The organism is Nitrospirota bacterium (assembly GCA_037386965.1).
In the GTDB taxonomy this organism is placed as follows: domain Bacteria; phylum Nitrospirota; class Thermodesulfovibrionia; order Thermodesulfovibrionales; family JdFR-86; genus JARRLN01.
Window position 1 is genome coordinate 1 of sequence record JARRLN010000006.1, and the last position, 20,257, is coordinate 20,257.

Annotated in this window: 12 protein-coding genes; 10 read left to right on the forward strand and 2 right to left on the reverse strand. The window is 57.5% G+C overall.

What is annotated here, in order from left to right; genetic code table 11:
- The first annotated feature begins 410 nt into the window (after positions 1-410).
- The 4 genes from P8Y39_01875 to P8Y39_01890 all read left to right on the forward strand — a co-directional run bounded on the left by P8Y39_01875 (position 411) and on the right by P8Y39_01890 (position 5,058).
- Positions 411-3,173 (forward strand): BTAD domain-containing putative transcriptional regulator, encoded by a 2,763-nt coding sequence (locus P8Y39_01875; GenBank protein ID MEJ2191085.1) that lies wholly within the window; start codon positions 411-413, stop codon positions 3,171-3,173.
- Between the two features lie 395 nt (positions 3,174-3,568).
- Entirely contained in the window at positions 3,569-3,766 is a 198-nt protein-coding gene (locus P8Y39_01880) for a hypothetical protein (GenBank protein ID MEJ2191086.1), read from the forward strand.
- A gap of 1 nt (position 3,767) precedes the next feature.
- Positions 3,768-4,202 (forward strand): response regulator, encoded by a 435-nt coding sequence (locus P8Y39_01885; GenBank protein MEJ2191087.1) that lies wholly within the window; start codon positions 3,768-3,770, stop codon positions 4,200-4,202.
- Positions 4,203-4,614: 412 nt separating this feature from the next.
- Entirely contained in the window at positions 4,615-5,058 is a 444-nt protein-coding gene (locus tag P8Y39_01890) for a PilZ domain-containing protein (GenBank protein ID MEJ2191088.1), read from the forward strand.
- 302 nt (positions 5,059-5,360) lie between these two features.
- Here P8Y39_01890 and P8Y39_01895 read toward each other — a convergent pair whose 3' ends face one another.
- Both P8Y39_01895 and P8Y39_01900 read right to left on the reverse strand, forming a co-directional pair.
- Positions 5,361-5,567 (reverse strand): hypothetical protein, encoded by a 207-nt coding sequence (locus P8Y39_01895; GenBank protein MEJ2191089.1) that lies wholly within the window; start codon positions 5,565-5,567, stop codon positions 5,361-5,363.
- A 218-nt stretch (positions 5,568-5,785) separates the two neighbouring features.
- The gene (locus P8Y39_01900; GenBank protein MEJ2191090.1) at positions 5,786-8,986 is read right to left on the reverse strand and encodes a BTAD domain-containing putative transcriptional regulator; all 3,201 of its coding nucleotides are present in this window, start codon (positions 8,984-8,986) and stop codon (positions 5,786-5,788) included.
- Positions 8,987-9,619: 633 nt separating this feature from the next.
- On the opposite strand from P8Y39_01900, the gene P8Y39_01905 reads away from it, so the two are divergent.
- The 6 genes from P8Y39_01905 to P8Y39_01930 all read left to right on the forward strand — a co-directional run bounded on the left by P8Y39_01905 (position 9,620) and on the right by P8Y39_01930 (position 20,212).
- The gene (locus P8Y39_01905; protein MEJ2191091.1) at positions 9,620-10,963 is read left to right on the forward strand and encodes a hypothetical protein; all 1,344 of its coding nucleotides are present in this window, start codon (positions 9,620-9,622) and stop codon (positions 10,961-10,963) included.
- On the forward strand, positions 10,950-11,813 hold the full coding sequence (locus P8Y39_01910) for a cyclic nucleotide-binding domain-containing protein (GenBank protein ID MEJ2191092.1): 864 nt from the start codon (positions 10,950-10,952) through the stop codon (positions 11,811-11,813). Before P8Y39_01905 ends, P8Y39_01910 begins: the two co-directional genes overlap by 14 nt.
- Positions 11,814-11,865: 52 nt before the next feature.
- Complete coding sequence (locus P8Y39_01915; GenBank protein ID MEJ2191093.1) at positions 11,866-12,030, forward strand: hypothetical protein; 165 nt, start codon at positions 11,866-11,868, stop codon at positions 12,028-12,030.
- 909 nt (positions 12,031-12,939) lie between these two features.
- Positions 12,940-14,181: a hypothetical protein gene (locus tag P8Y39_01920; GenBank protein ID MEJ2191094.1), complete on the forward strand. Its 1,242-nt coding sequence runs from the start codon at positions 12,940-12,942 to the stop codon at positions 14,179-14,181.
- A 175-nt stretch (positions 14,182-14,356) separates the two neighbouring features.
- A complete protein-coding gene (locus P8Y39_01925; protein ID MEJ2191095.1) occupies positions 14,357-16,567 on the forward strand; it encodes an adenylate/guanylate cyclase domain-containing protein in 2,211 nt (736 codons plus the stop codon).
- A 126-nt stretch (positions 16,568-16,693) separates the two neighbouring features.
- Complete coding sequence (locus P8Y39_01930; GenBank protein MEJ2191096.1) at positions 16,694-20,212, forward strand: tetratricopeptide repeat protein; 3,519 nt, start codon at positions 16,694-16,696, stop codon at positions 20,210-20,212.
- The last annotated feature ends 45 nt before the right edge of the window (positions 20,213-20,257 follow it).

Genomic DNA, 20,257 nt, shown 5'->3' on the forward strand with positions numbered 1-20,257 from the left:
TATATAAAATTTATGTAAAAACTGTTGACCTTTGCCACATAAGGTAGCATAATACCCTACAATCTCTTTTCGAGAGATTTTTTGGGGGGTAGACTCTGGGGGGGTCACTTGCCAAGATAAGCCGTCCAACACTCAGCGGGATACTGGAGCGAAAGCGGCTTTTCCGCCAGCTTGACGCCGGGCGCCAACACCCCGTGGTCTGGGTATCAGGGCCTGCGGGGTCGGGCAAGACCACCCTTGTAAGCAGCTATGTCGATTCCCGCAAACTGCCCTGCCTCTGGTATCAAATGGACGAGGGGGATTCTGACCCGGCCACCTTTTTCTACTATATGGGGCTTGCGGCAACACGGTCCAACCGGAGGAGGCGCAAGCCCATGCCGGTTCTTACGCCCGAATACTTGGGGGGCGGGATGCCCGCATTTTCCCGGCATTTTTTTGCCGAGACGTTCAGCAGGCTGAAGGACCCTTCCGTGGTCGTATTCGACAATTATCAGGAAGTATCCCACGGGGCTCAGCTTCATGACGCCATCCTTGAGGGACTGACCTACATGCCGGAGCATAAGACGGCTGTGTTCATCAGCCGAACTCGTCCGCCGGTGCCGTTTGCGCGGATGATGACCAACGGCATGTTGGCGCAGCTGGAGTGGGAGGACATGAGGATGACAGCCGGGGAGGCGGAAAGAATTGCAAACCTGAGGGGTTATGATGCAAAGGAAGCCAGGGGCCTTCATGAGAGAACGGACGGATGGGCTGCGGGGCTTGTCCTTCTTCTGGAGGGGGGAGCAACAGGCAGTTATGAGGACGCTTCGCTCAGGGAGAGAGATACCGAGGAGGTGTTTGATTATTTTGCGGGAGAGGTGTTCAGGAAGACGGACGAAGAGGCCCGTGCCTTTCTGATGAAAACATCATTCATGCCGCAGATGACGGCTAACATGGCGGCTGCGGTTTCAGGTACCGAACAGGCGGGAAGAATCCTTTCCGCTTTGAGCCGGGACAACTTTTTCACGACGAGGCAGGGACCTCCGGTCGCCATGTACCGGTATCATCCGCTTTTCCGGGAATTCCTGCAGGAGAAAGCCGGGGGAAATTTGAACCGGGAAGAGGTTGCGGAGATACAAAAACACACCGCGTTCGTACTTGCCGAGAAGGGCTGGCTGGAAGAAGCGGCGCAGTTGTTTACGAAGACGGCGCAGTGGGAGGAACTGGCGGGGCTGGTCATGGGGGAAGCGCAATCGTTGCTTGCCCAGGGACGCTTCGGCGTACTGGACGGATGGCTGCGGGCGCTCCCCCGGGAAATGGTGGAGGGCAACCCTTGGCTCCGGTTTTTCGCGGGCGCCGCCATATTCCCCCGCGACCCGGCCGCAAGCACAATACTTTTTGAACAGGCCTTCCACGGTTTTTTGGAGAACGGCGATGCTGCGGGGGCATTCCTCTCGTGGTCGGGCGTGATTGAGGCGATTATCTTCAGGTCGGAAGACCACAGCGGACTGGATGCGTGGATTCCCCGCTATGGCGCCCTAACGGAGCGCTTTGGAGAAGTTTTACCTGAAGAGTTAAAGGACCGTGTGACGGCCGCCATGTACACGGCCCTGGCGCTGAGGATGCCCGACCACCCCGATTTCGAGCGTTGGCAGGCCGAGGCATTGAAGGTCATTCACCATTCGCATGACATTGACCTCAAAGTGAGGCTGCTTTTTAACCATGCGCTTTACCTTCAGGACAGGGGATATTTCGACGAGGCCGAAGCCGCACTGAATTCATTCCGAGGCGTTGTAAAGCATAAAGACATGACACCCCCGGCCTCACTCATATACCGGCTGGCCGAAATCCATCAAAAGTCTTTTACTCACCGCCATGAGCAATGTCTCTTGCTTGTAGACAAAGCACTTGAACTTTCTCGAAATGCAGGTGTTCACGTGCTCGATTCGCTCATGGCGGGACAGGCCGCATGGAGTTGTCTGAATCACAACGATGTCACTCGTTTGCGCCATTATCTCACGCTCATGGAGAAGAGCCCCTCATTTGCGCAGCCCTTCTGCAAGGCGTTCTATCTGTTCCTGAAGGCCTTCGAGGCCCTCGAATCGGGAAAGCTTCACATTGCCCGTGATTATTCAGAGCAGAGTATAGCCCTTTCAAGGAGAGCGGGGTATGCGGGAAATATCATGTTCTCGCTGTTGCTGGGCGCCCATGTCGCCTTCGAGCTTGGCGACTCCGCCGGGGCGCAGCTCTTGATTGACGAGGTCGGTGAACACCTTCGGCGGTTTGGCAAACCAAGCATGTCGCACAGGTTTGCGCTCCTGCTTGCCATGGGGTATTTCGCCTTCGGCGTAGATGATGCGGGCGCCGGCTACGCCTGTCTTCGCGAGGCGCTCGAACTGGGCAAGGGGCGAGGGTATTTCCGGTCCTATATCTGGCGAGAGAAAATGATGGCAGAGCTCTGCATAAAAGCCCTGGAAGCCGGCATCGAAACCGAGTATGTGAAAGCGCTGGTCACGAAGGCACGGCTCATTCCTGAAACGGCACCCGTCCATATCGAGGAATGGCCTTGGCCCTTGAACATTTACACCCTGGGACGCATTTCCGTTCTCAGAGACGATTCGCCTCTCCATTTCGTCGGCAAGGCCCAGCGGAAGCCCGTGGAGATGCTCAAAGCGCTCTTGGCCCTCGGAGGGCGTGGCGTGCACGAGGAAAGAATAAGCGACATCCTCTGGCCGGAGGCCGATGGGGATGCCGCCCATTCGAATTTTACGACCACCCTTTCTCGCCTGAGAAGGCTTCTGGGCAGCGACGAGGCCATAGAGTTCACCGGCGGCCGCCTGAGCCTGGATGCGAGGCGCTGCTGGGTGGACGCATGGGCCTTCGAGCGCGCGATGTCAGAGGCCGAGGCCCGCGGCGTCTCGGAAGAGACGGTGGAAAGCGTGGAGCGAGCCCTCGCTCTTTACCGGGGAGCGTTCCTGGCAGGTGAGGACGAGGACTGGACCATCTTCCTCAGGGAGCGCCTGAGACGCAGGTTCTTGCAGAGCGTGCTGGACCTCGGGCTTTTCCGGGAGAAGGCCGGGCAGTGGAAAAAGGCGGTGGAGTGCTACCAAAGGGGGCTCCGGGTGGACGACCTGGCCGAGGAGCTCTACCAGCGCCTCATGATTTCCTATGGGGAGCTCGGCCTCAAAGGCTGAAGCCCTCTCCACGTACGAACAGTGCCGACAGGCACTTCATCGCACCTTCGGAGTGGGGCCGTCTTCACGCACCGAGGCCATATACAGGGAAATAAGAGCTTGAGCTACAGGTTGCCCCCTTCCGGAGAATAGACGAAGCACGAGTCCCCGCCAAGAAGCAGATATTTCGCTTCCTCCGCGTAAGACACTGAATTAGCGCTATTTTTTCGTGTGACCTATCTGAGACCTCCTTCCTGGTAGAGTGAAAGCATAATTTTACCGGTGTTTTTAAGGGCGATGGCATCCGGCTGGAAGGTGTTTCCGGACCTCGCGGACCCAGCCGTAAGGGCCCGGTCGTCAGAGTAAGGGAGGTTGTGTGCAGAGCTACATAGTACGCATATACCGCAAGGAAAAAGGTGGCCTCCTGGGCGTGGTGGAAGCTCCCGAAGGAAAAGAAGAGGGCCTTCACCGACTACGACGAACTTTGGAAGATTCTGAACTCTCAAGATGGGCAGTATCTGACAGAGAGAAGAGATAGGGACAGAAAGAAGAAGAAGAGGAGCAGCCGGTCTCTTCAGGGCCAGCCTCCTCCGATCGCCCCGGCAGGAGGATAAGATGAAGAATGACAAACCAGCCATAAACATCCTGGTGGTCGATGACCAGCCACTTCTGCTCCGCTTGATGGCAAGGGTTCTTCCCTCGACAGATCCTTCCGTCGAGGTGGTGGCCGCCCACACCGGCAGAGAGGCTTTGGAGGCCCTCGAGGCCCATTCCTTCGACCTCTGTTTTCTGGATGTCGGGCTCCCGGACATGAGCGGCCTCATGGTCATGGAGAAGATGAGGGCCATTTCCCCCGAAACCAGGATTGCCGTAATGACCGCAAGCCACTTGACCGAAGCCATGAAAGGGCAAATACGGGAGGGCGCATGGGCTTTCATCGAAAAACCTTTCAGGCTCGCCGATATACGAAAGATCGTGAACAACGCACTCATCAGGACATCCCGGAACCTAACCGGGGCGCATTCCAGAGACGTGCCGAGAAGGTTGTAAAGGAAGATTCGTGAAAAAGAAGAACCCGGTGCAGAATCTGCTTCAGACACATTTAGGAGGAGAACGTCTGCGGCGTCGAAACAGTGTACGCGAACAGCAACGTGGGCGACAACAGCGATGAGGCCATGACCCGGATTGGAGGTGGCTCCATCGTCATCCAGGAGAAGCAGAAACAGCCGAACCCTTACAGGGAGGCAGGGCCACTGTTCATCGAGGAAAGGCGTCAGGCTTTGTGCGGGTCCGCGGCGGTTATAAGTCTTGGAATATAGGGAATAGCGAAGGTCTCACATGGTAAAAAGAGGGACCAAGACCATAAACGCTGCTCTAATTGCCGGAATCCCTCTCCACTGTTCCATGTATGTCTCTTCCTGCGACCTTCCTGTAACTATCCCCCGTTTAAAAAGGTGCGCGAATGAACCTGGATGAAAAGGATAACTATATCGTCAAAATATATAACCGGGATGCTGAGATCGGAAGGCTGGTGGGCGTCGTCGAAGACGTGCAAGGAAAGCGGAGGCGGCTTTTTCAGGCGCCCGAGCACCTGCTGAGCTTTCTCTGGGAGTATGCCCCTTGCGACCGAAGGCTTTGCGGCCGCCTCCACCTCCGCCTTCCGGTTCAGGTCAAGGGGGTAAACACAGACGGCAGGGTATTTGCCGAAGACACCACCATCAAGGACATCAGCACGCGGGGTGCCTATTTGTTCTTGAAAAACAGAATGAGCGAGGATGACGAGCTGAGGCTTCTCATAGACCCTGATAATTCCGCTCTAGACGTGAGGGCGCGAATCGCAAGAGTGGAGGCCGCCACCCGGCCAAGCATAGGCGTGGGGGTCCGTTTCGAGTTGAAGGGGCTTTAGCGTCACGCATCAGAGAGCAAGCAGAGAGCCGAGCAACCAATTGCCTGGGCTTAAAGAGAAAAAACATAGAAAAAGCCGATAGTTACATGGTGGAGGCGGTGGGAATCGAACCCACGGATTGGCCTCTTAAGGACTTGTAAAATAATAACTTTATTTTGGCGTGAGACGAAATAGGCTACTCGGCTGTGCCAGGGGAGCGGTCAGCCTTGCCCTCATCACGGACCATCAGATTACGAATTACACGTACCGCAAGAAACTGCTTAAATATCACGATCTAATGAGCGTAATACAGGATTTTTGCTCTATCCTTGCTTTGGAGAAAGTTTCTTCTTTTCTCCAGGCCTCCTCCCCGGCGGTGGTCTCCGGGTAGCCTTCAAAATATCCCAAAGCTCATCTATGCTGGTAAAAGCCTTTTTCTTGCCTTTTCCGTCCACATCTTCCAGGGTTCCTACTAATTGACCGGACGTTTTCTCTGCATCTCGATAAATACGGAGTATGTAATTTTTCATGAGATACTCCTTTGATTGATGTCGTTCATGACCCCTGCCCTCCTCGCCCGAGGCGTTGCTACTTCAAAAGAAGGCTCTCATGCTCGCTCTCTTGTCAACCCATCGGGAGATGCCGGCAATTTCCATCTATTGCAGAATGACGACGACCATAATAATGGTAAAAATCTATCACGCCGAGGATTACAGGGAGGTTACACGGAAGAGCGTTGGGCGGCTGTTCACCCGGAGCGAAGGGAGCGGTAAATCTCCTCCGTCCTCTCTGAGGGAGGCAGGCCGAAGGTGCAGGAGAGAATCCTCTTACATCGCTCGTACACCGCCAGCGCCTCGGCCCTTCGTCCCAGTTTCTGGTAGCAGGACATAAGATGTTGATAAAGCTCCTCCGCCAGTTCGTCCACTTCCAACCCTTGCTGATAGCATTGCAGGGCTTTTTCCCAGTGCCCGTTTTCCTGCCAGTAAGACCCCAGCGTGCTCAGGCCTCTCAGGAATTTGCTCAAGAGTCGCTCGCGCGTGGCCGCGGTCCAGGGCTTGCCGGCCTCTTCCTTCAGGAAAGGTCCCTGGTACATTCTCGAGGCTCTTTCCATGAGCTGTACAGCGCTCGCCGCCTCGCCCTTTTTCCACAATCCTTCGGCCTGCCCCAGGAGGCGTTCGAATGCCCAGATGTCCACACGGCAGTATCTCGGGTCCAGGGTCAGCCTCCCTTCCCGAAGCTGAATTGCGTCATCGCTGCCCAGTAATTTGCGCAGCCGGAAAAGGGTGGTGGCGAAGGACTGGTGTGCCGTGTCTCCCAGGGATTCGGGCCAAAGGGCATCAGTGAGGCGCTCTTCGCTGACCTCCCTTCCGCCGAGGGCGATGAGTGCCTTAAGCAGGGAAAGCGGCCTCTGGCGGCTCTTTCCCGTAAATGCCAAGGGCTTTCCGTCTCTTACGACCCCGAACCTCCCGAGCATATATATCTCGAACCGCCACGGCCAGTTCTCTATGGTGACCCCCTGGGCGCCGGGCAGGAGATTGCGCTTCCTGATGAGGTCCCGGACATAATCGACCTCGATACGGGCCTCAAGAGCCTTTTCGCAGAGGCGGGCCATGATTCTCGGACGCCAGAGGCAGGTGACGAAATAGCCGTGCCTCCGGCCCAGTGCCATGGCCTCGCCGAGAAGGGCGAGGGCCTCCTGCTTGCGCTCCATGGTAAAAGCAACCTGTGCCTCGGCAATAAGGTACGTGAAGGAAAAGAGCGGGCTCCTGAGCCGCGTCTCCTTGCGCTTTCCTTCCTCGATGTGTCTCCGTGCCTCGTCGAGGAGGCCGATGTCATAGTCGAGTTGCACCCGGAACATGGGGAACATTACGTCGATCTTTGCCATCCCCGTGGAATTCACCATGCCCCGGCACAGTTCCAGGTGTTCCGCTGCGACCCGAAGATCGCCACCGGTCTCCATAAGAAAGAACGCGCTTATCGCGTGGTAGAGTCCCGCGTCAAGGGACGTGGCGCATCTCAGGGAAGGCTCCATTTCCCCGAGATATTTTTTTGCGGCGGTGTGGTCGCCGGCATGCAGGCAACTCCAGACGGCATGGCCCAAGATCTGGAAAACAAGGAAAGGAACGCCGCTCCGGGCTGAAAGGTCGAGCCCTTCGTTTACGGCTTCAAGGCACCGGGCATGGTTGCCGCGAAAGAGATGGAGGATGGCCTCTGCCACTTTCACCGCGATGAGGGTGAAAGGCGAGACATTCCGAGACGCGGCGGTCTGCTTCAACTTTTCGATGAGAAGCGCCGCCTTGGCGAGGTCGCCGGTGTTCAGCACGTGCCAAGCGTTGTAAAAGAGTGTGACTGTTTTGAGATTTACATCCGGGCTTTTCTCCACCAGCGTAACGGCCTTCTCCTGCCAAAAGGTAAGCTGCCGATGGTTGGGATGACGCACAACGAGGGCGCAGAACATGCTTGCCGCCACCCGCGTCTCGATGGCGGGCGAAGGAAATCCCCTGTGACGGCGGATGAGCCCATCGAGCCTTGAGACCCAGGGGTCGAGGCGCCGGAGGTTGCTGAGGCTGTAAGAGATTGCATCCACGACTCCCGACCAGGAAAGATATTCTCCCTCCGCGTGGCCGAGGGTCGTGAAAAGCCCGTGGGCGCGCTGGAAGTAAAGCTCGCTCTCCGGCGGGCTCAGATGCAGAAGGCTAGCACCCATCCAGTATTGAAGCCATGGGGATTGAGCCATGACCTTTTCCGGAAGGGCGGCCAGCCACTGTTCGAGGAGCCGGCTCCGACCCTGCATGATGAGTGTCTCCGCCTGGCTTGCGATGAGCCGGGAAAGCCCTTCCCAGTCTTCGGCGTCAAGAAAAAGCCTGGCGGAATCTTCCACGTTTCCCGCCTCTTCGAGTACGACCGCTGCTTCTCTGGCGAGCGCGGAGCATTTGGCCCTCTTCCATGTGTCCCTTGCTTTTTCGAGCAGAAATTCCCTGAACAAAGGATGGTACTGATACACGGGAGCATTTTCAGAGCGTTTCTCCGTGAAGAAATGCTCCGCGCTCAACCTCTCCAGAATCCGCCAGGCGGATGCAAGGCCCGTCTGTCTCTGCGCCATCCGCCCGGTCATGCTGGGAAGAAACGCGCTTGCAAGCAAGAAGTCTTTCGTTTCCGGGTCGCTCTTGCCGAAGATTTCACTGGCAAAATAATCAAAGACCTCTTCCGGAGCACTATCCGCGAACGACTGAGGCCCCGCGCCCCCGAAGCGAACATTTTCGGCCATGAGCACGAGGCCCGCGGCCCATCCCTGGGTCTTCTCGCTAAAGTGTTTGACCGCCTCTACAGAAGGGGTTTCCCGTGTGAGGAGCTTCACGATGGCTCCGGACTCCTTTTCGGTCAGTTTGAGGTCCTTCCAGCCGATACGCTCCATTCTCATGCCGGCTTTCAGGCGCGCGAAAGCCGCCGGGGCGGCTCTCCTGCTCAGGAAAAAGACGTTTATTTCCTCGGGAATTTCGGTCATGGCGTTTCTCATCACGTCGTAGAAAGACGAGCCTTCGGGCGCTTCCTGGCAATTGTCGAACACGACGGCGGACGGAACGGGCAACCTTCCGAAGAGGTCTTCAAAATATCTTTTCGAAAACGTGGCCATGCCCTGCCAGTATTCGGGGGTGAAAAGGGGAAGGAGTTTTCGCCTGCGGGGAGCCGCTTTCTTTCCGGCAAGCCCCAGGTAATAGAAAAAGGTTGCGGCATCGGCGTCGCCGCCGTCCACCTGGTACCAGAGGCAGGGCAGCCGCCGGTCGTCGAGGTAGCTGCTGACCAGGGTCGTTTTCCCGGAGCCGGGAGGGCCCGACACCCAGATGACCGGGCGGCGTCTTGCGCGGTCAATCTGCTGAAAGAGCCTCTTCCTCAGGAGAATTCCCGAGAGGCTTGGCCGGGTTATCTTGACTGTGGAGGCACGGCTCATTCTTCGGTCATTATTTCCGGGACCTCGTGCTCCCTTGGCGCTTTCTCGGGCGGGTGGGGAAACCGGGCACGTGCTCACCCGCGTGAGATACAACGAACAGCTACTGCTTTGGCAACCCCTAAAGCCCTACGCATTCAAAAAATAAACGGAAAAGCGAATTTTGTCAAGGATATAGGCCTTTGCGGCAGGGCGGGCGAGTCCCGGTTCCTTGCGCCGCTGCGTTCGCACGAGGCCGCTCGAGGGCAAGTGCGGTGAGGAAAACGTCCTATATCTTCAAGCCAAGCAGCGACGAGACCCCGGCCTTTGAGCAGTGCGGCTTACTTTTCCCTTTTTTGCAGGGAGATTTCTGCGAGGGAAAACCCCCTGGCTTGCCTTTTCCGGCGGACCTGTAACCTTCCTGTAACTTTAATGCTGATATTCTTCCCACATCTTGGAGAGGCTTGCCAGCAGACGCTAAGGGTTATGGATATCCCACAAGCTGCATCTTTTTTAGATGTCATTGTCTCTCTCGTTAGGTGTCAGCCGCTTTTTACCCTGATTCCAGAGAATTGAGGTATAATTCTCGTAGGGGTTGTCGGCAACACGAATGCACGCCCCGGAATTTAATCGGGGGAATCCCGGAGAGCCGTGGTCATGGACGCTGACCCGTACGTATTAGAGGATGGCTCGCGAATCGCCGTTATCGGAGGTGGGCCCACCGGTTCCTTCTTCAGCATCTTCGCTCTCAAGATGGCAAAGATGCTCGACAAGCAAATCAGCGTCACCATCTTCGAACCCAAGGATTTCACCCGAGACGGCCCCATCGGATGCAACCACTGCGGCGGCATCATTTCCGAGCTCCTCGTGCAGACTCTGGCTATTGAAGGCATCAACCTGCCGGATTCGGTCGTCCGGAAGGGCATCAATTCCTATCGTCTCCACACGGAAAAGGGCAGTGTCCACATCGCCACGCCGGCACTGGAGAAAACCATAGCGACCGTTTATAGGGGGGGCGGACCCAAGGGCATCATCGGCCGGGGGAAGGAAAGCTTCGACAGGTTTCTCCTCATGGAAGCCGTCAGGGACGGAGCCGAGCACCGTCCCCTGAAGGTCGACAGGGTGGAACTGAGGGAAGGACGGCCGGTGCTTTTCTCCAAAGACCGCGAGGTCCTCGATGCCGACCTCGTGGTCGGGGCCTTCGGTGTCAACAGCCGGTCGGCGGAAATGTTCGAGCCGCTCGGCTTCGGATACAGGAGCCCGAAGACGGTGAAGACGGCCATTGCCGAAATCGCGTTGAGCGAGGACGTCATGGCGGAATACTTCGGCGATTCCATCCAGCTCTTTCTTCTTCCGATGAAGAACATAAAGTTTGCGGCCATGATTCCCAAGGGGACCTACGTGACCCTTTGCATCCTCGGCAAAGGGATGGATGCCAAGACCGTCGAGCGCTTTCTGGAGCACCCCGTCGTCAGGCGCGTCCTGCCGGAAACCATTCCGTACAAGGTTGGATGCCGCTGCGTTCCCCTGATGAATGTCCGGGCTCCGAAGAGGCCCTTCACCGACAGGGTGGTCCTGTGCGGCGACGCCGGTTCCACCCGGCTTTTCAAGGACGGCCTCGGCGCCGCTTACATCATGGGCAAGGCGGCGGCGCGGACGGCCGTTTTTCGGGGAGTGAGCAAGGAGCATTTCAACAGTGACTACCACCGGGTATACAGAAGCATTATCACGGACAACGGGTTCGGGAGGCTCCTGTACATGGCCACCGACCTGTACCGGAACTATGGGACGCTGACGAGCCTTATGCTCGATGTCGTCCGAGCCGAACAGGAGAGCCCGGAGAAGGCCAAGCATCTGAGTTCCATCCTCTGGGACATGTTTACGGGGAATGAACGGTACAAGAATGTGTTTTTCAGGACCCTGAGCCCCGGGCTCAACGTCGACCAGGCGGGGGCCTTGGCAAAAATCCTTGTGGGAAGGGGGCGCCATGGCGGAAGGTGAGCTTGGCAGGATGTACGCGGATGGCGAGGCCATTTGCAAAGAGGGGGAAAAGGGCAATGCGATGTACGTCATACAGTCCGGAAAGGTCCAGATTACAAAGAAAACGCCCACGGGTCAGATGAACATCGCCACACTGGGAAGCGGCGAGATTTTCGGTGAGATGGCCCTCTTCGATAAGTTGGAAAGGTCGGCGACGGTTACGGCCTCGGGCAGCGCCAGGGTGCTCAGCATCGACAGAAAGAAACTCTTCAGGTCCATAAGCAGGGACCCCACACTGGTTTTCAAGGTCCTGGAGTCCATGAGCCACCGCATACGGAGCCTTGATGAGCAGCTGGCAGAGCTGAAGAAGAGCAAGCTCGATGCAGACAGGATGTGCCTAAGCGTAGAGGAGTCCTGTGCCGTCACCCTGGAGAAAGCCAGAAATATCATCTCGGCCGACAACGGCTCCATTATGCTGCTCGAGGAGGACACGAAGGACCTCGTCATCAAAGCCGCTTTCGGCACGGAAGCCGGAGAGAAGGTGCGTCTAACCGCCGGGGAAGGGTTGGCGGGGGCGGTGCTTTCCTCCGCCTCCGCCGAAATGGTCAACAACGTGTCGCTGGATACGAGGTTCAAGCCCGGGGCGATGCGGCTCCGGTCCATCCTCTGTGCCCCGCTGAAATGCGGGGACGAGGTGTTTGGCGTTATAAACCTGAGCAACAGCTCGGAGAGGCTTTTCAGTCTGGAGGACCTGAAAGTTTTGGATTCCCTGGCCTCGTACGCTTCTATCGCCATCGAACAGGCCAGGAGCTTCGCTCGCCTGGATGGCGCAACGGAGGCCTTTCTCAGGCGAGCCGGTGAGTTGCCTTAAAGGTCAAGGCCAGAGTCAATCACGGGGGAGGAAGGCGCTATGAGAACCTGTGATGGACAAGGGCGAAGACCTTTTCGGGACCGTCTACGGTAAGGGCGAGACGGTTTTTGAGCAGGGAGACCCGGGTGAGACGATGTTCGTCGTCCAGTCCAGGGCCGTGGCGGTCACCCGGCTGGACGGCGGGCGGAAGACGGCTCCGGGGTTTCTGAGTATCTGAGCATCGTAGCGCGCGTGGCCCCTGCCAGGCGGCTTTGAGCTTGGCTCGGGCATGTACGCCAACCCGTTGAGACCGGAGCAAAGCGCACAATTCCTGAGGGCTGTGAAAGTACCTTCTTGAAAAGCATGACAGTTCCCACCCAGACTGTGCGGCACGAGAATTCTTGATGTGTGTTTTTATGCTTGAAGGAAAAATATTCAAAAATATCAACTATAAACGTAATTTTTGAACCCCTCTAAGAGGCCATCCATTTGTTTCTAAGTCCGCGGCGTCGGGCCTGTTTTTCGCTGCATCACATTGATTCCATGCAATATTTTGTCAGTAAACTCGTTTTGCGCTCCAGGAATTAACAAAAATTTTTATTGACAAAATAGAAATCCTCATGCATCTTATATGTGGGGGAGGCTGATTTTCGAGAAAACGTGTTGTTTTGGGCGAGTGGACCCGCTGGTCGAAGTATCTTAGAACTGCATAGTTTCGGTTGAGAGGCATCCCGCTTTCGGTTTCTCCACTCGCCAGGGGGAGGGGTGAAAATGGATACCCGGGATGGGGGGATCGGTATTTTCTTCTCATCCCCATTTTGCCCGCGGTTTCTCGTGGGCGAAAAAACTCTGGCCTTCTCTCTCACCCGCCACGACATAAACCATCGGCATTTCGTCCCTTGGAGCTCCCCAAGGTTCCCCGTCACGGGGACGCGTTATTACTCCGCGCTTTTGATGGCCGACATGACAATGCGACAACAGGCCTTGAAATACGCTTGTTTCGAGTATCGCTGACATATATGAAACTAACTGGTCCGTATCTGTAACCCAGGTGTAATCTCCTCAGAGGTAGTCTGAGGGCAAACGGTTTCATCAAAAAAAGGGTGGGTGGGTCTGTTTCAGACCCCAACGTTACGAAGGGGGAAGTATGGTGAAGGGAAAAGACATAGGGATTTTGTTTATGGTGCTGATGGCTGCCCTGCTGTTTTTCGGCAGGACCCAGGCGAGTGCCTATGACTCGCCGGATGGACAGTGTACGGCGACGGAGCTGGCGAATTATCCCGGCGAGTGCGTAGAGGTCTTCGATGCTAATGGAGACCTTTGGGGCGTGGTGGAGGTCGTCCCGGATGGCGAGGGGCACTTTCCGGTTTATTATTCCGCCGCGGACCGAGCCTGTTACACCAAGCCCGGCCAGTATGTCGAGTGCTCCAAATTCGAGTACCGGATAACGGCATTCCGAGCCGACGCAACTCTTTCCCAGGTCAATCTCCTGATACCTGCAGGAGCGATGACTCTGGTCATGAAGGACAATTCCGTCAAGATTCGGGAGTACGAACCCTCGACGGGGTTCGGGAAGTTCTCGACGGACGACGTGATTACCTGGGATTCCCTCAAACTCGACCCGTCGAACCAGGCGAGAATTGTAGCACTTACCTCACCGGCGGGCCGGAGGATGACCCAGATGGAACTCGCGGACGGCCCAATTTATGCCGACCCCATCCTGGGACCCGACCGCTGCAGCGAAACACAGGCCAAAGGAGAGATCACAGTCCAAAGTGGCCAGGAGGGTACGCCCACCACGGCTACCTTTGACCTGTGCACCGGCGACCTGACGGGGGTGTTTAGCGGTGCGGACGCAAATGACGCAAACAGCCTCCAACCGCTTCAAACCGACGTCTGGGCCTGCTTTGATGACCCCGATATTTCCGGCATTCTTGATTACTGCAGCAAAATCAAGAAAATAGGTCCGGAGACCGGCGCTTTCTTCGACGTTTCCGCGGATACGGGGAGCCCGGGTGATCCATATGTGGGGACGCGTATTTTTGGCTGGGGCAACACCTTTTACAAACAAACAGGAGTAACGGGCACCTTTCCGGCATCTTGCGCCGAGGACACCGGTGCACTGGTGGAGCAGAAGATAATATTCGACAAGAAGGTGAAAGTCTCTTATAACGAATGCGGAGACACAATCTCCGCAACTGTAGACGGCAATGAGCTCATCGAGGGCACCCTTTATGTCTTCGAGTCCAACAGGGACCCCAGAAAGGTCAATTGGCAGTTTCCTCTCGACTGGTACCGTGTCGTGAACGCCGGCCCAAGGCACGGGGCTTTAATGAACGGGTCGACGTATGATTCGTTCGGTGGATGGTACGGTTATTGGCCGTGGTAGTAGCGGTATCTGGTTAAGATACTTGGGGCTCGAATTTCAGGACACTGATTTGAGCAGAAGGCGGGGCCGCTGAGCGGCCCCGCCTAAACGTATAACCTTTAGCCAGCAAGAATAGATGCCCAACAAGCGGGCCCGGAATGGACATATAAGGTCTCCCCTCCTGAAGGCTCTGCTCTTGGGGCTTCTGGTAGGGCTGGTGGGCCTCGTGGCCAGTCCCTTGCATTTCGTCCTCGGTCTCGAGGAAAACGTCGGGTTGGGGATGCTCTTTGCACTGAGGGGCGCGCGCGCGGCGCCCCCCGATGCCGTCGTCGTCAGCATCGACAAGGAGTCCTCCGAGCACCTCGGCATCCCGGACAACCCGGATAAGTGGCCCCGGTCCCTCCACGCGCGGCTCACGGACGCCCTGAAGGCCGCCGGCGCGGAGGTCATTGCCTTTGACGTCCACTTCATAGAGCCGCGTTCGCCTGAGGACGACCGCCTTTTCGCGGAGGCCTTGGACAGGGCGGGCAACGTGGTGCTTACCGAGCCCATCAAGATGAAGGAAATTCCCGCGGGAGGCGGAAACTCCGGAGAGTGGAATCACAACCTCATCCGGATAGTCCGGCCCATAGAGATGTTCTCCCGGGCGGCCGTCGCCACGGCGCCCTTTACCCTTCCCCGCATACCGTTCAAGGTGAACCGGTTCTGGACCTTCGAGACGGCCGCGGGGGATTCTCCCTCCGTGCCCATCGTCACGCTTCAGCTTTACTCCATGCGGGTGTACGGGACGTTTTCCCGCCTGCTCGGGAAACTGGCTCCGGAGCTGGCCGCGGAAATACCTCCGGATGCCGCGGGGGCCATGAGGAGGGGCGTGCGGGACCTGACCAGGGACATCCGGGCCATCTTCGAGCGCAAACCCGAACTCGCCCGGTTGATGCTGAGGGAAGTCGCAAATTCCGTCTCGGCCACTCCGCAAGAAAAGAGGCTGCTTGCGTCCCTTATTATGATGTATTCTGGGGGCAGCAGCCGATACATAAACTACTACGGCCCTCCGGGCTCCATCAGGACAATCCCCTATTATCGGGCGCTCGAGATTGCCGAAGGCAAGGACCCCGGAGTCGACCTCCGGGGAAAGGCGGTCTTTGTGGGGCTCTCGGAGGTCCTGCTCGCCGAAAGGAAGGACAGCTTCTATACCGTCTTCTCCCAGGCAAACGGCACCTTCATCAGCGGGGTGGAGATCGCGGCCACGGCGTTTTCCAACCTTTTGACGAACACGCCCGTCAGGCCCCTCGGCCTTCCGTCTCACATTGCCGTCCTTCTGCTCTGGGGGGTCCTCATGGGCGTCGTATGCCGCGTCTCCCGGGTGGGCATGGCCGCGGCAGGGGCCCTGGGGCTGAGCGCTCTGTACCTTTTCGTGGCCGTGCATCAGTTCAAGGCTGGCAATGCGTGGTATCCCCTGATTGTCCCGCTTTTTGTACAGGTCCCTCTCGCTTTCGTCGGGGCGGTGCTCTGGAACTACAGGGACGTGAACAAGGAGCGCCGGAACATAAGGACGGCCTTCGAGCACTATCTCCCCAAGGACGTGGTCGACCAGCTCTCCCGGGACGTGGCGCATATCCAGACGGGCAGCAAGGTCGTCTACGGGGTCTGCCTTTTCACCGACGCGCAGCAGTATACCGAATTTTCCGAGGCCATGGAGCCGCATGAGCTGGGCAAGTTCATGAACCGCTATTACGAGACCATGTTCACGCCCGTCAAGGAGCAAGGCGGCTTCGTCTCGGGCATCATCGGCGACGCCATGCTTGCCCTGTGGGTGTCCACGCGTTCGGAGACGGCCCTGAAGGAGAAGGCATGCCGCGCGGCGCTGCAGATTAACGGGCAACTGGAGAGATTCGACGAACAGCCCGAGGCCCGGAGGCTCAAGACCCGCATCGGGCTGCACTGCGGGCAGATACTCCTGGGCCATGTGGGCGCCCTGGACCACTATGAGTATACCCCCATGGGGGACATCGTCAACACAGCCTCGCGCATCGAGGGGCTGAACAAATACCTGGGGACGAATATCCTCGTATCCGAGGACGTGGTGGACCAGATAAAGGGCTTCCTGACCAGAAAGATGGGAAGCTTCCGGGTGAAGGGGAAGATGAAGCCGGTCGCGGTCTATGAGTTGGTCTGTCGCCTTGAGGATGCCGATGAGCGGCAAAGGCAGGGGTGCCAGGCCTTTGTGGAGGCCCTGAACGCCTTCGGGAGGGGCGCCTGGGATGAGGCCGCCGGGAAATTTCAGGGAACGTGCCGGTGCATGGGGGAAGACCAGGCCTCGGAGTTTTACCTGCGGCTCTGCGAGGATTTCAAGAAGGCCCCGCCCGAGGCGGAGTGGGACGGCATCGTCGTCATGGAGAAGAAATAGTCGAGGTTGCTACTGAGGGTGTGCTATAGTTCATGCGCTAGGGTTTTCCCGAGTTTCCGCTGTGAAGGTGAAGATTAACTGGTGCGTAATGGATCTTTTGAACAGAACGAAAAAGGGGATGGGCACATGAAAAAAGTCCGGTTTCGCCTGTGGGGGGTTTTCGTCTCTTTAAGCTTCATTATAATCCTTGCTCCGAGCCTTGCGGCGGCCGGGACATGCGAGAAGTGGGCGGCCAAGGTTGTCTCCGTGCAGGGGACGGTCGAAGTGCGCCAGGAAGGCCAGACCCAGTGGCTTCCGGTCAAGCCGGACGACACGTACTGCCCCGGTGACGTCATACGCGTGGGGGAAAAAAGCCGGGCGGACCTGGCGCTGAGCAACCAGCCCATTGTCCGTCTGGACGAAGGCAGCACGCTCGTTCTGGGCGGCCTCAAGGACGAGCGCACATCCGTGGTGAACCTGATTGACGGCGCCCTGTATTTCTTCAGCCGCGTGGTCCGGAACCTGGAAGTGCATACCGCATTTGTAAACGCCGGCGTCGAGGGGACCGAAGGGCTGGTCAGGGTCGAGAACAGGAGCACGTTTATCCTCATACTCGAGGGAAAGGTGCTGGCATCAAACGATGCGGGGAGCGCGACGCTGACCAGCGGCCAGGCCGCGCTGACTGAGGAGGGCAAGGCGCCGGAGCCAAAAGTCGTCGTGCGCCCTTGGGATGAAGTGCGGTGGGCCATATACTATCCTCCTCTCATTTATTATCGTCCCGCCGATTTCGCCGGCCATCCCGAGGGAGACTGGCGGACACAGGTCATGGAGTCCCTGAAGGCCTACTGGGCCGGCAACATCGCCCAGGCCTTCGCCCGGATTAAGATGGTACCGGAGGACATCCAGGACCCCCGCTTCTTCATCTATCGAGCCTCTCTGCTCCTTACCGTTGGCCGCGTCGAGGAGGCCGGCAAGGATGTGCAGCGCGTTTTGCAACTGGCCCCCGGAAACAGCACCGCCACGGCCCTTCAGTCGGTCATGGCCGTGGCCAGAAACGAGCGGGAGAAGGCTCTCGAGCTGGCCAGGAAGGCCGTGGAGGCATCTCCGGAGTCCGCCGTGGCACGGGTGGCCCTCTCCTACGCTCAGCAGGCAAACCTGAATCTCGACGGGGCCCTTGAGAGCTTGAAAAAAGCGGTGCAACTGGAGCCCGAAAATGCCCTGGCCTGGGCGCGGCTTTCGGAGCTCTGGCTCTCCTTCGGCAAGCTGGGTAATGCCCTGGAGAGCGCGCAAAAGGCCGTGGCCCTGAACCCCGGCCTTTCCAGGACACAGACCGTGCTGGGGTTTGCGTACCTGATGCAGGTCAAGACGGGGAAGGCCGCCGAGGCCTTCCGAAAGGCCATCGGGCTCGACCAGGGTGCACCCCTCCCCCGTCTCGGCCTCGGATTGGCCATGATACGGGACGGGGACCTCGACAACGGCAGGAAACAAATCGAGATTGCCGTGAGCCTGGACCCCGACAACGCCCTCATCCGGAGCTATCTGGGAAAGGCCTATTTCGACGAGAAGAAGGAGAAGCTGGCCGGGCGCCAGTACACGATGGCGGAGGACCTGGACCCCCGGGACCCCACGTCCTATTTTTATGCTGCCATATTGAAACAGACGACGAACCGCCCGGTGGAAGCCCTGCACCTTATGCAGGATGCCATAAAGAAGAACGACAACCGGCTCGTGTACCGGTCGAGCCTGTTGGTCGACCAGGACCTCGCGGCCCGGAGCGCCGGCCTCGCCAGGATTTACTCGGACCTGGGCTTTCAGCAACTGGGCCTCGTGGAAGGCTGGAAATCAGAAAACACAGACCCGTCCAACTACTCCGCGCACAGGTTTCTGGCCGATGTCTATTCCGCTCTGCCTCGCCAGAAGATCGCCCGGGTGAGCGAGCTTCTTCAGTCGCAACTGATGCAGCCGCTGAACATCACTCCCATACAGCCGAGCCTGGGCCAGAGCAACCTCTTCATCCTCGAGGGCGCCGGCCCGGGGGCGCTTTCCTTCAACGAGTTCAACCCGCTGTTCTCCCGGAACCGAATTGCGCTACAGGTCAGCAGCATCGTGGGCGAGAACGGCACGATGGGCGAAGAAATGACCATCTCGAGGCTGTATAACAAGACGTCCGCCAGCGTGGGACAGTTCCACCACGAGACGAACGGTTTCCGGAAAAACAGCGACGTCAACGATGACATTTACACTGTCTTCTTACAGCAGGAGCTCACCCACAAGACAAGCGTGCAGGCTGAATACAGATACCGGAAGCTCAAGAGAGGAGACGTCGCCCTGAGGTTTTTCGAAAACCCGTTCCCTTCCCAAAACTCCGGTTTCCAGCCCGGCCTCAGGCAGTCGGATAAAACCTCGTCGGTGCGTCTGGGCTTCCACCACGCCTTTTCTCCGGGCTCCGACCTCATCGGCAATGCGATGTATCAACACGCGGACCGCGCTGAGTTCAACAAAGTGGACTTCCCGGCCTTTACAATCGCCCCTTTTCCTTTCCGAGAGGTACGTGAGAGAGACGGTGATGAGAATGCCCGCGGCGGAGAGCTTCAGTATCTCTACAGCTCGAAATACGTCAAGGCTACCGGCGGCGGGGGACACTTCGACATAGACTCGGGCGAAGTGAGAACCGATGATGGCTTCAATGCTTCCGGGCCCGTTCCGATTTTCTTAGGTTCTGCATTTGCTAATGCCGGTGATCCGACTGCGGACCACGCGGATGTGGACATCGACACCCGCCATAGCAATGTCTATCTTTACACATACATCAACTACCCCAAGATTGTGACCTTTACCATCGGAGTAAGTGCGGACTTCTTTGACTCTGAAACGGTAACCAGCATCTCGGGGTTGCCCGACCTCCACGAGAAGATCGATAAAAATCAGGTCAACCCGAAATTCGGGATTACCTTGAATCCTCTTCCCGGCACGACCATCCGCGGGGCCGTGTTCAGGACGTTGAAGAGATTGCTGATTACTGATCAGACCCTCGAGCCCACCCAGGTGGCGGGCTTCAATCAGTTCTTTGACGATGCCAACGCCGCGGAGGCATGGCGCTATGGCGGAGCCGTGGACCAGAAATTCTCCAAAGACGTATACGGAGGTGTGGAGTATTCCCTCAGAGACCTGCCGGAAATTCCCTTTTTTAATAATGTGACCGGTAAGATGGATAGCGCGGACTGGCACGAAAAATTGGGCCGGGCCTACCTTTACTGGACACCCCATGATTGGGTGGCCCTCAGGGCTGAATATCGCTATGAGGAGTTTGACAGAGATGTAAAATTCACCTTCAATGTAAAGGAGCTCAAGACGCATTCCGTTCCCCTAGCGGCCAATTTCTTCCACCCGTCGGGCTTGAGCGCAGGCGTGCAGGCCACGTATTATAATCAAGAGGGCGATTTTGAGACACTTGAGGCTCCCATTGGTGTCCTTACGCACGGTGAAGACAGCTTTTGGCTTTTCGATGCATCACTGGGCTATCGTCTGCCCAAGAGGCACGGCTTCGTCACCGTGGGGGCCAAGAACCTGTTTGACAAGGATTTCAAGTACTTCGACGTCGATTTCCAAAACCCGGCGATACAGCCCGGCAGGTTCTTTTTTGTGCGCGCCACTTTGGCCATTTGAGGAAGCGAGACGTGAGTGGAATGCGGCACGTGGCGAAGGCCGTGG

Excerpts from the sequence above, each read along its gene's own strand:
- P8Y39_01875 (MEJ2191085.1), top strand. The coding sequence starts at position 411 with ATGCCCGCATTTTCCCGGCATTTTTTTGCCGAGACGTTCAGCAGGCTG.
- P8Y39_01885 (MEJ2191087.1), top strand. The coding sequence starts at position 3,768 with ATGAAGAATGACAAACCAGCCATAAACATCCTGGTGGTCGATGACCAG.
- P8Y39_01890 (MEJ2191088.1), top strand. The coding sequence starts at position 4,615 with ATGAACCTGGATGAAAAGGATAACTATATCGTCAAAATATATAACCGG.
- P8Y39_01895 (MEJ2191089.1), bottom strand. The coding sequence starts at position 5,567 with ATGAAAAATTACATACTCCGTATTTATCGAGATGCAGAGAAAACGTCC.
- P8Y39_01900 (MEJ2191090.1), bottom strand. The coding sequence starts at position 8,986 with ATGAGCCGTGCCTCCACAGTCAAGATAACCCGGCCAAGCCTCTCGGGA.
- P8Y39_01905 (MEJ2191091.1), top strand. The coding sequence starts at position 9,620 with ATGGACGCTGACCCGTACGTATTAGAGGATGGCTCGCGAATCGCCGTT.
- P8Y39_01910 (MEJ2191092.1), top strand. The coding sequence starts at position 10,950 with ATGGCGGAAGGTGAGCTTGGCAGGATGTACGCGGATGGCGAGGCCATT.
- P8Y39_01915 (MEJ2191093.1), top strand. The coding sequence starts at position 11,866 with ATGGACAAGGGCGAAGACCTTTTCGGGACCGTCTACGGTAAGGGCGAG.
- P8Y39_01920 (MEJ2191094.1), top strand. The coding sequence starts at position 12,940 with ATGGTGAAGGGAAAAGACATAGGGATTTTGTTTATGGTGCTGATGGCT.
- P8Y39_01930 (MEJ2191096.1), top strand. The coding sequence starts at position 16,694 with ATGAAAAAAGTCCGGTTTCGCCTGTGGGGGGTTTTCGTCTCTTTAAGC.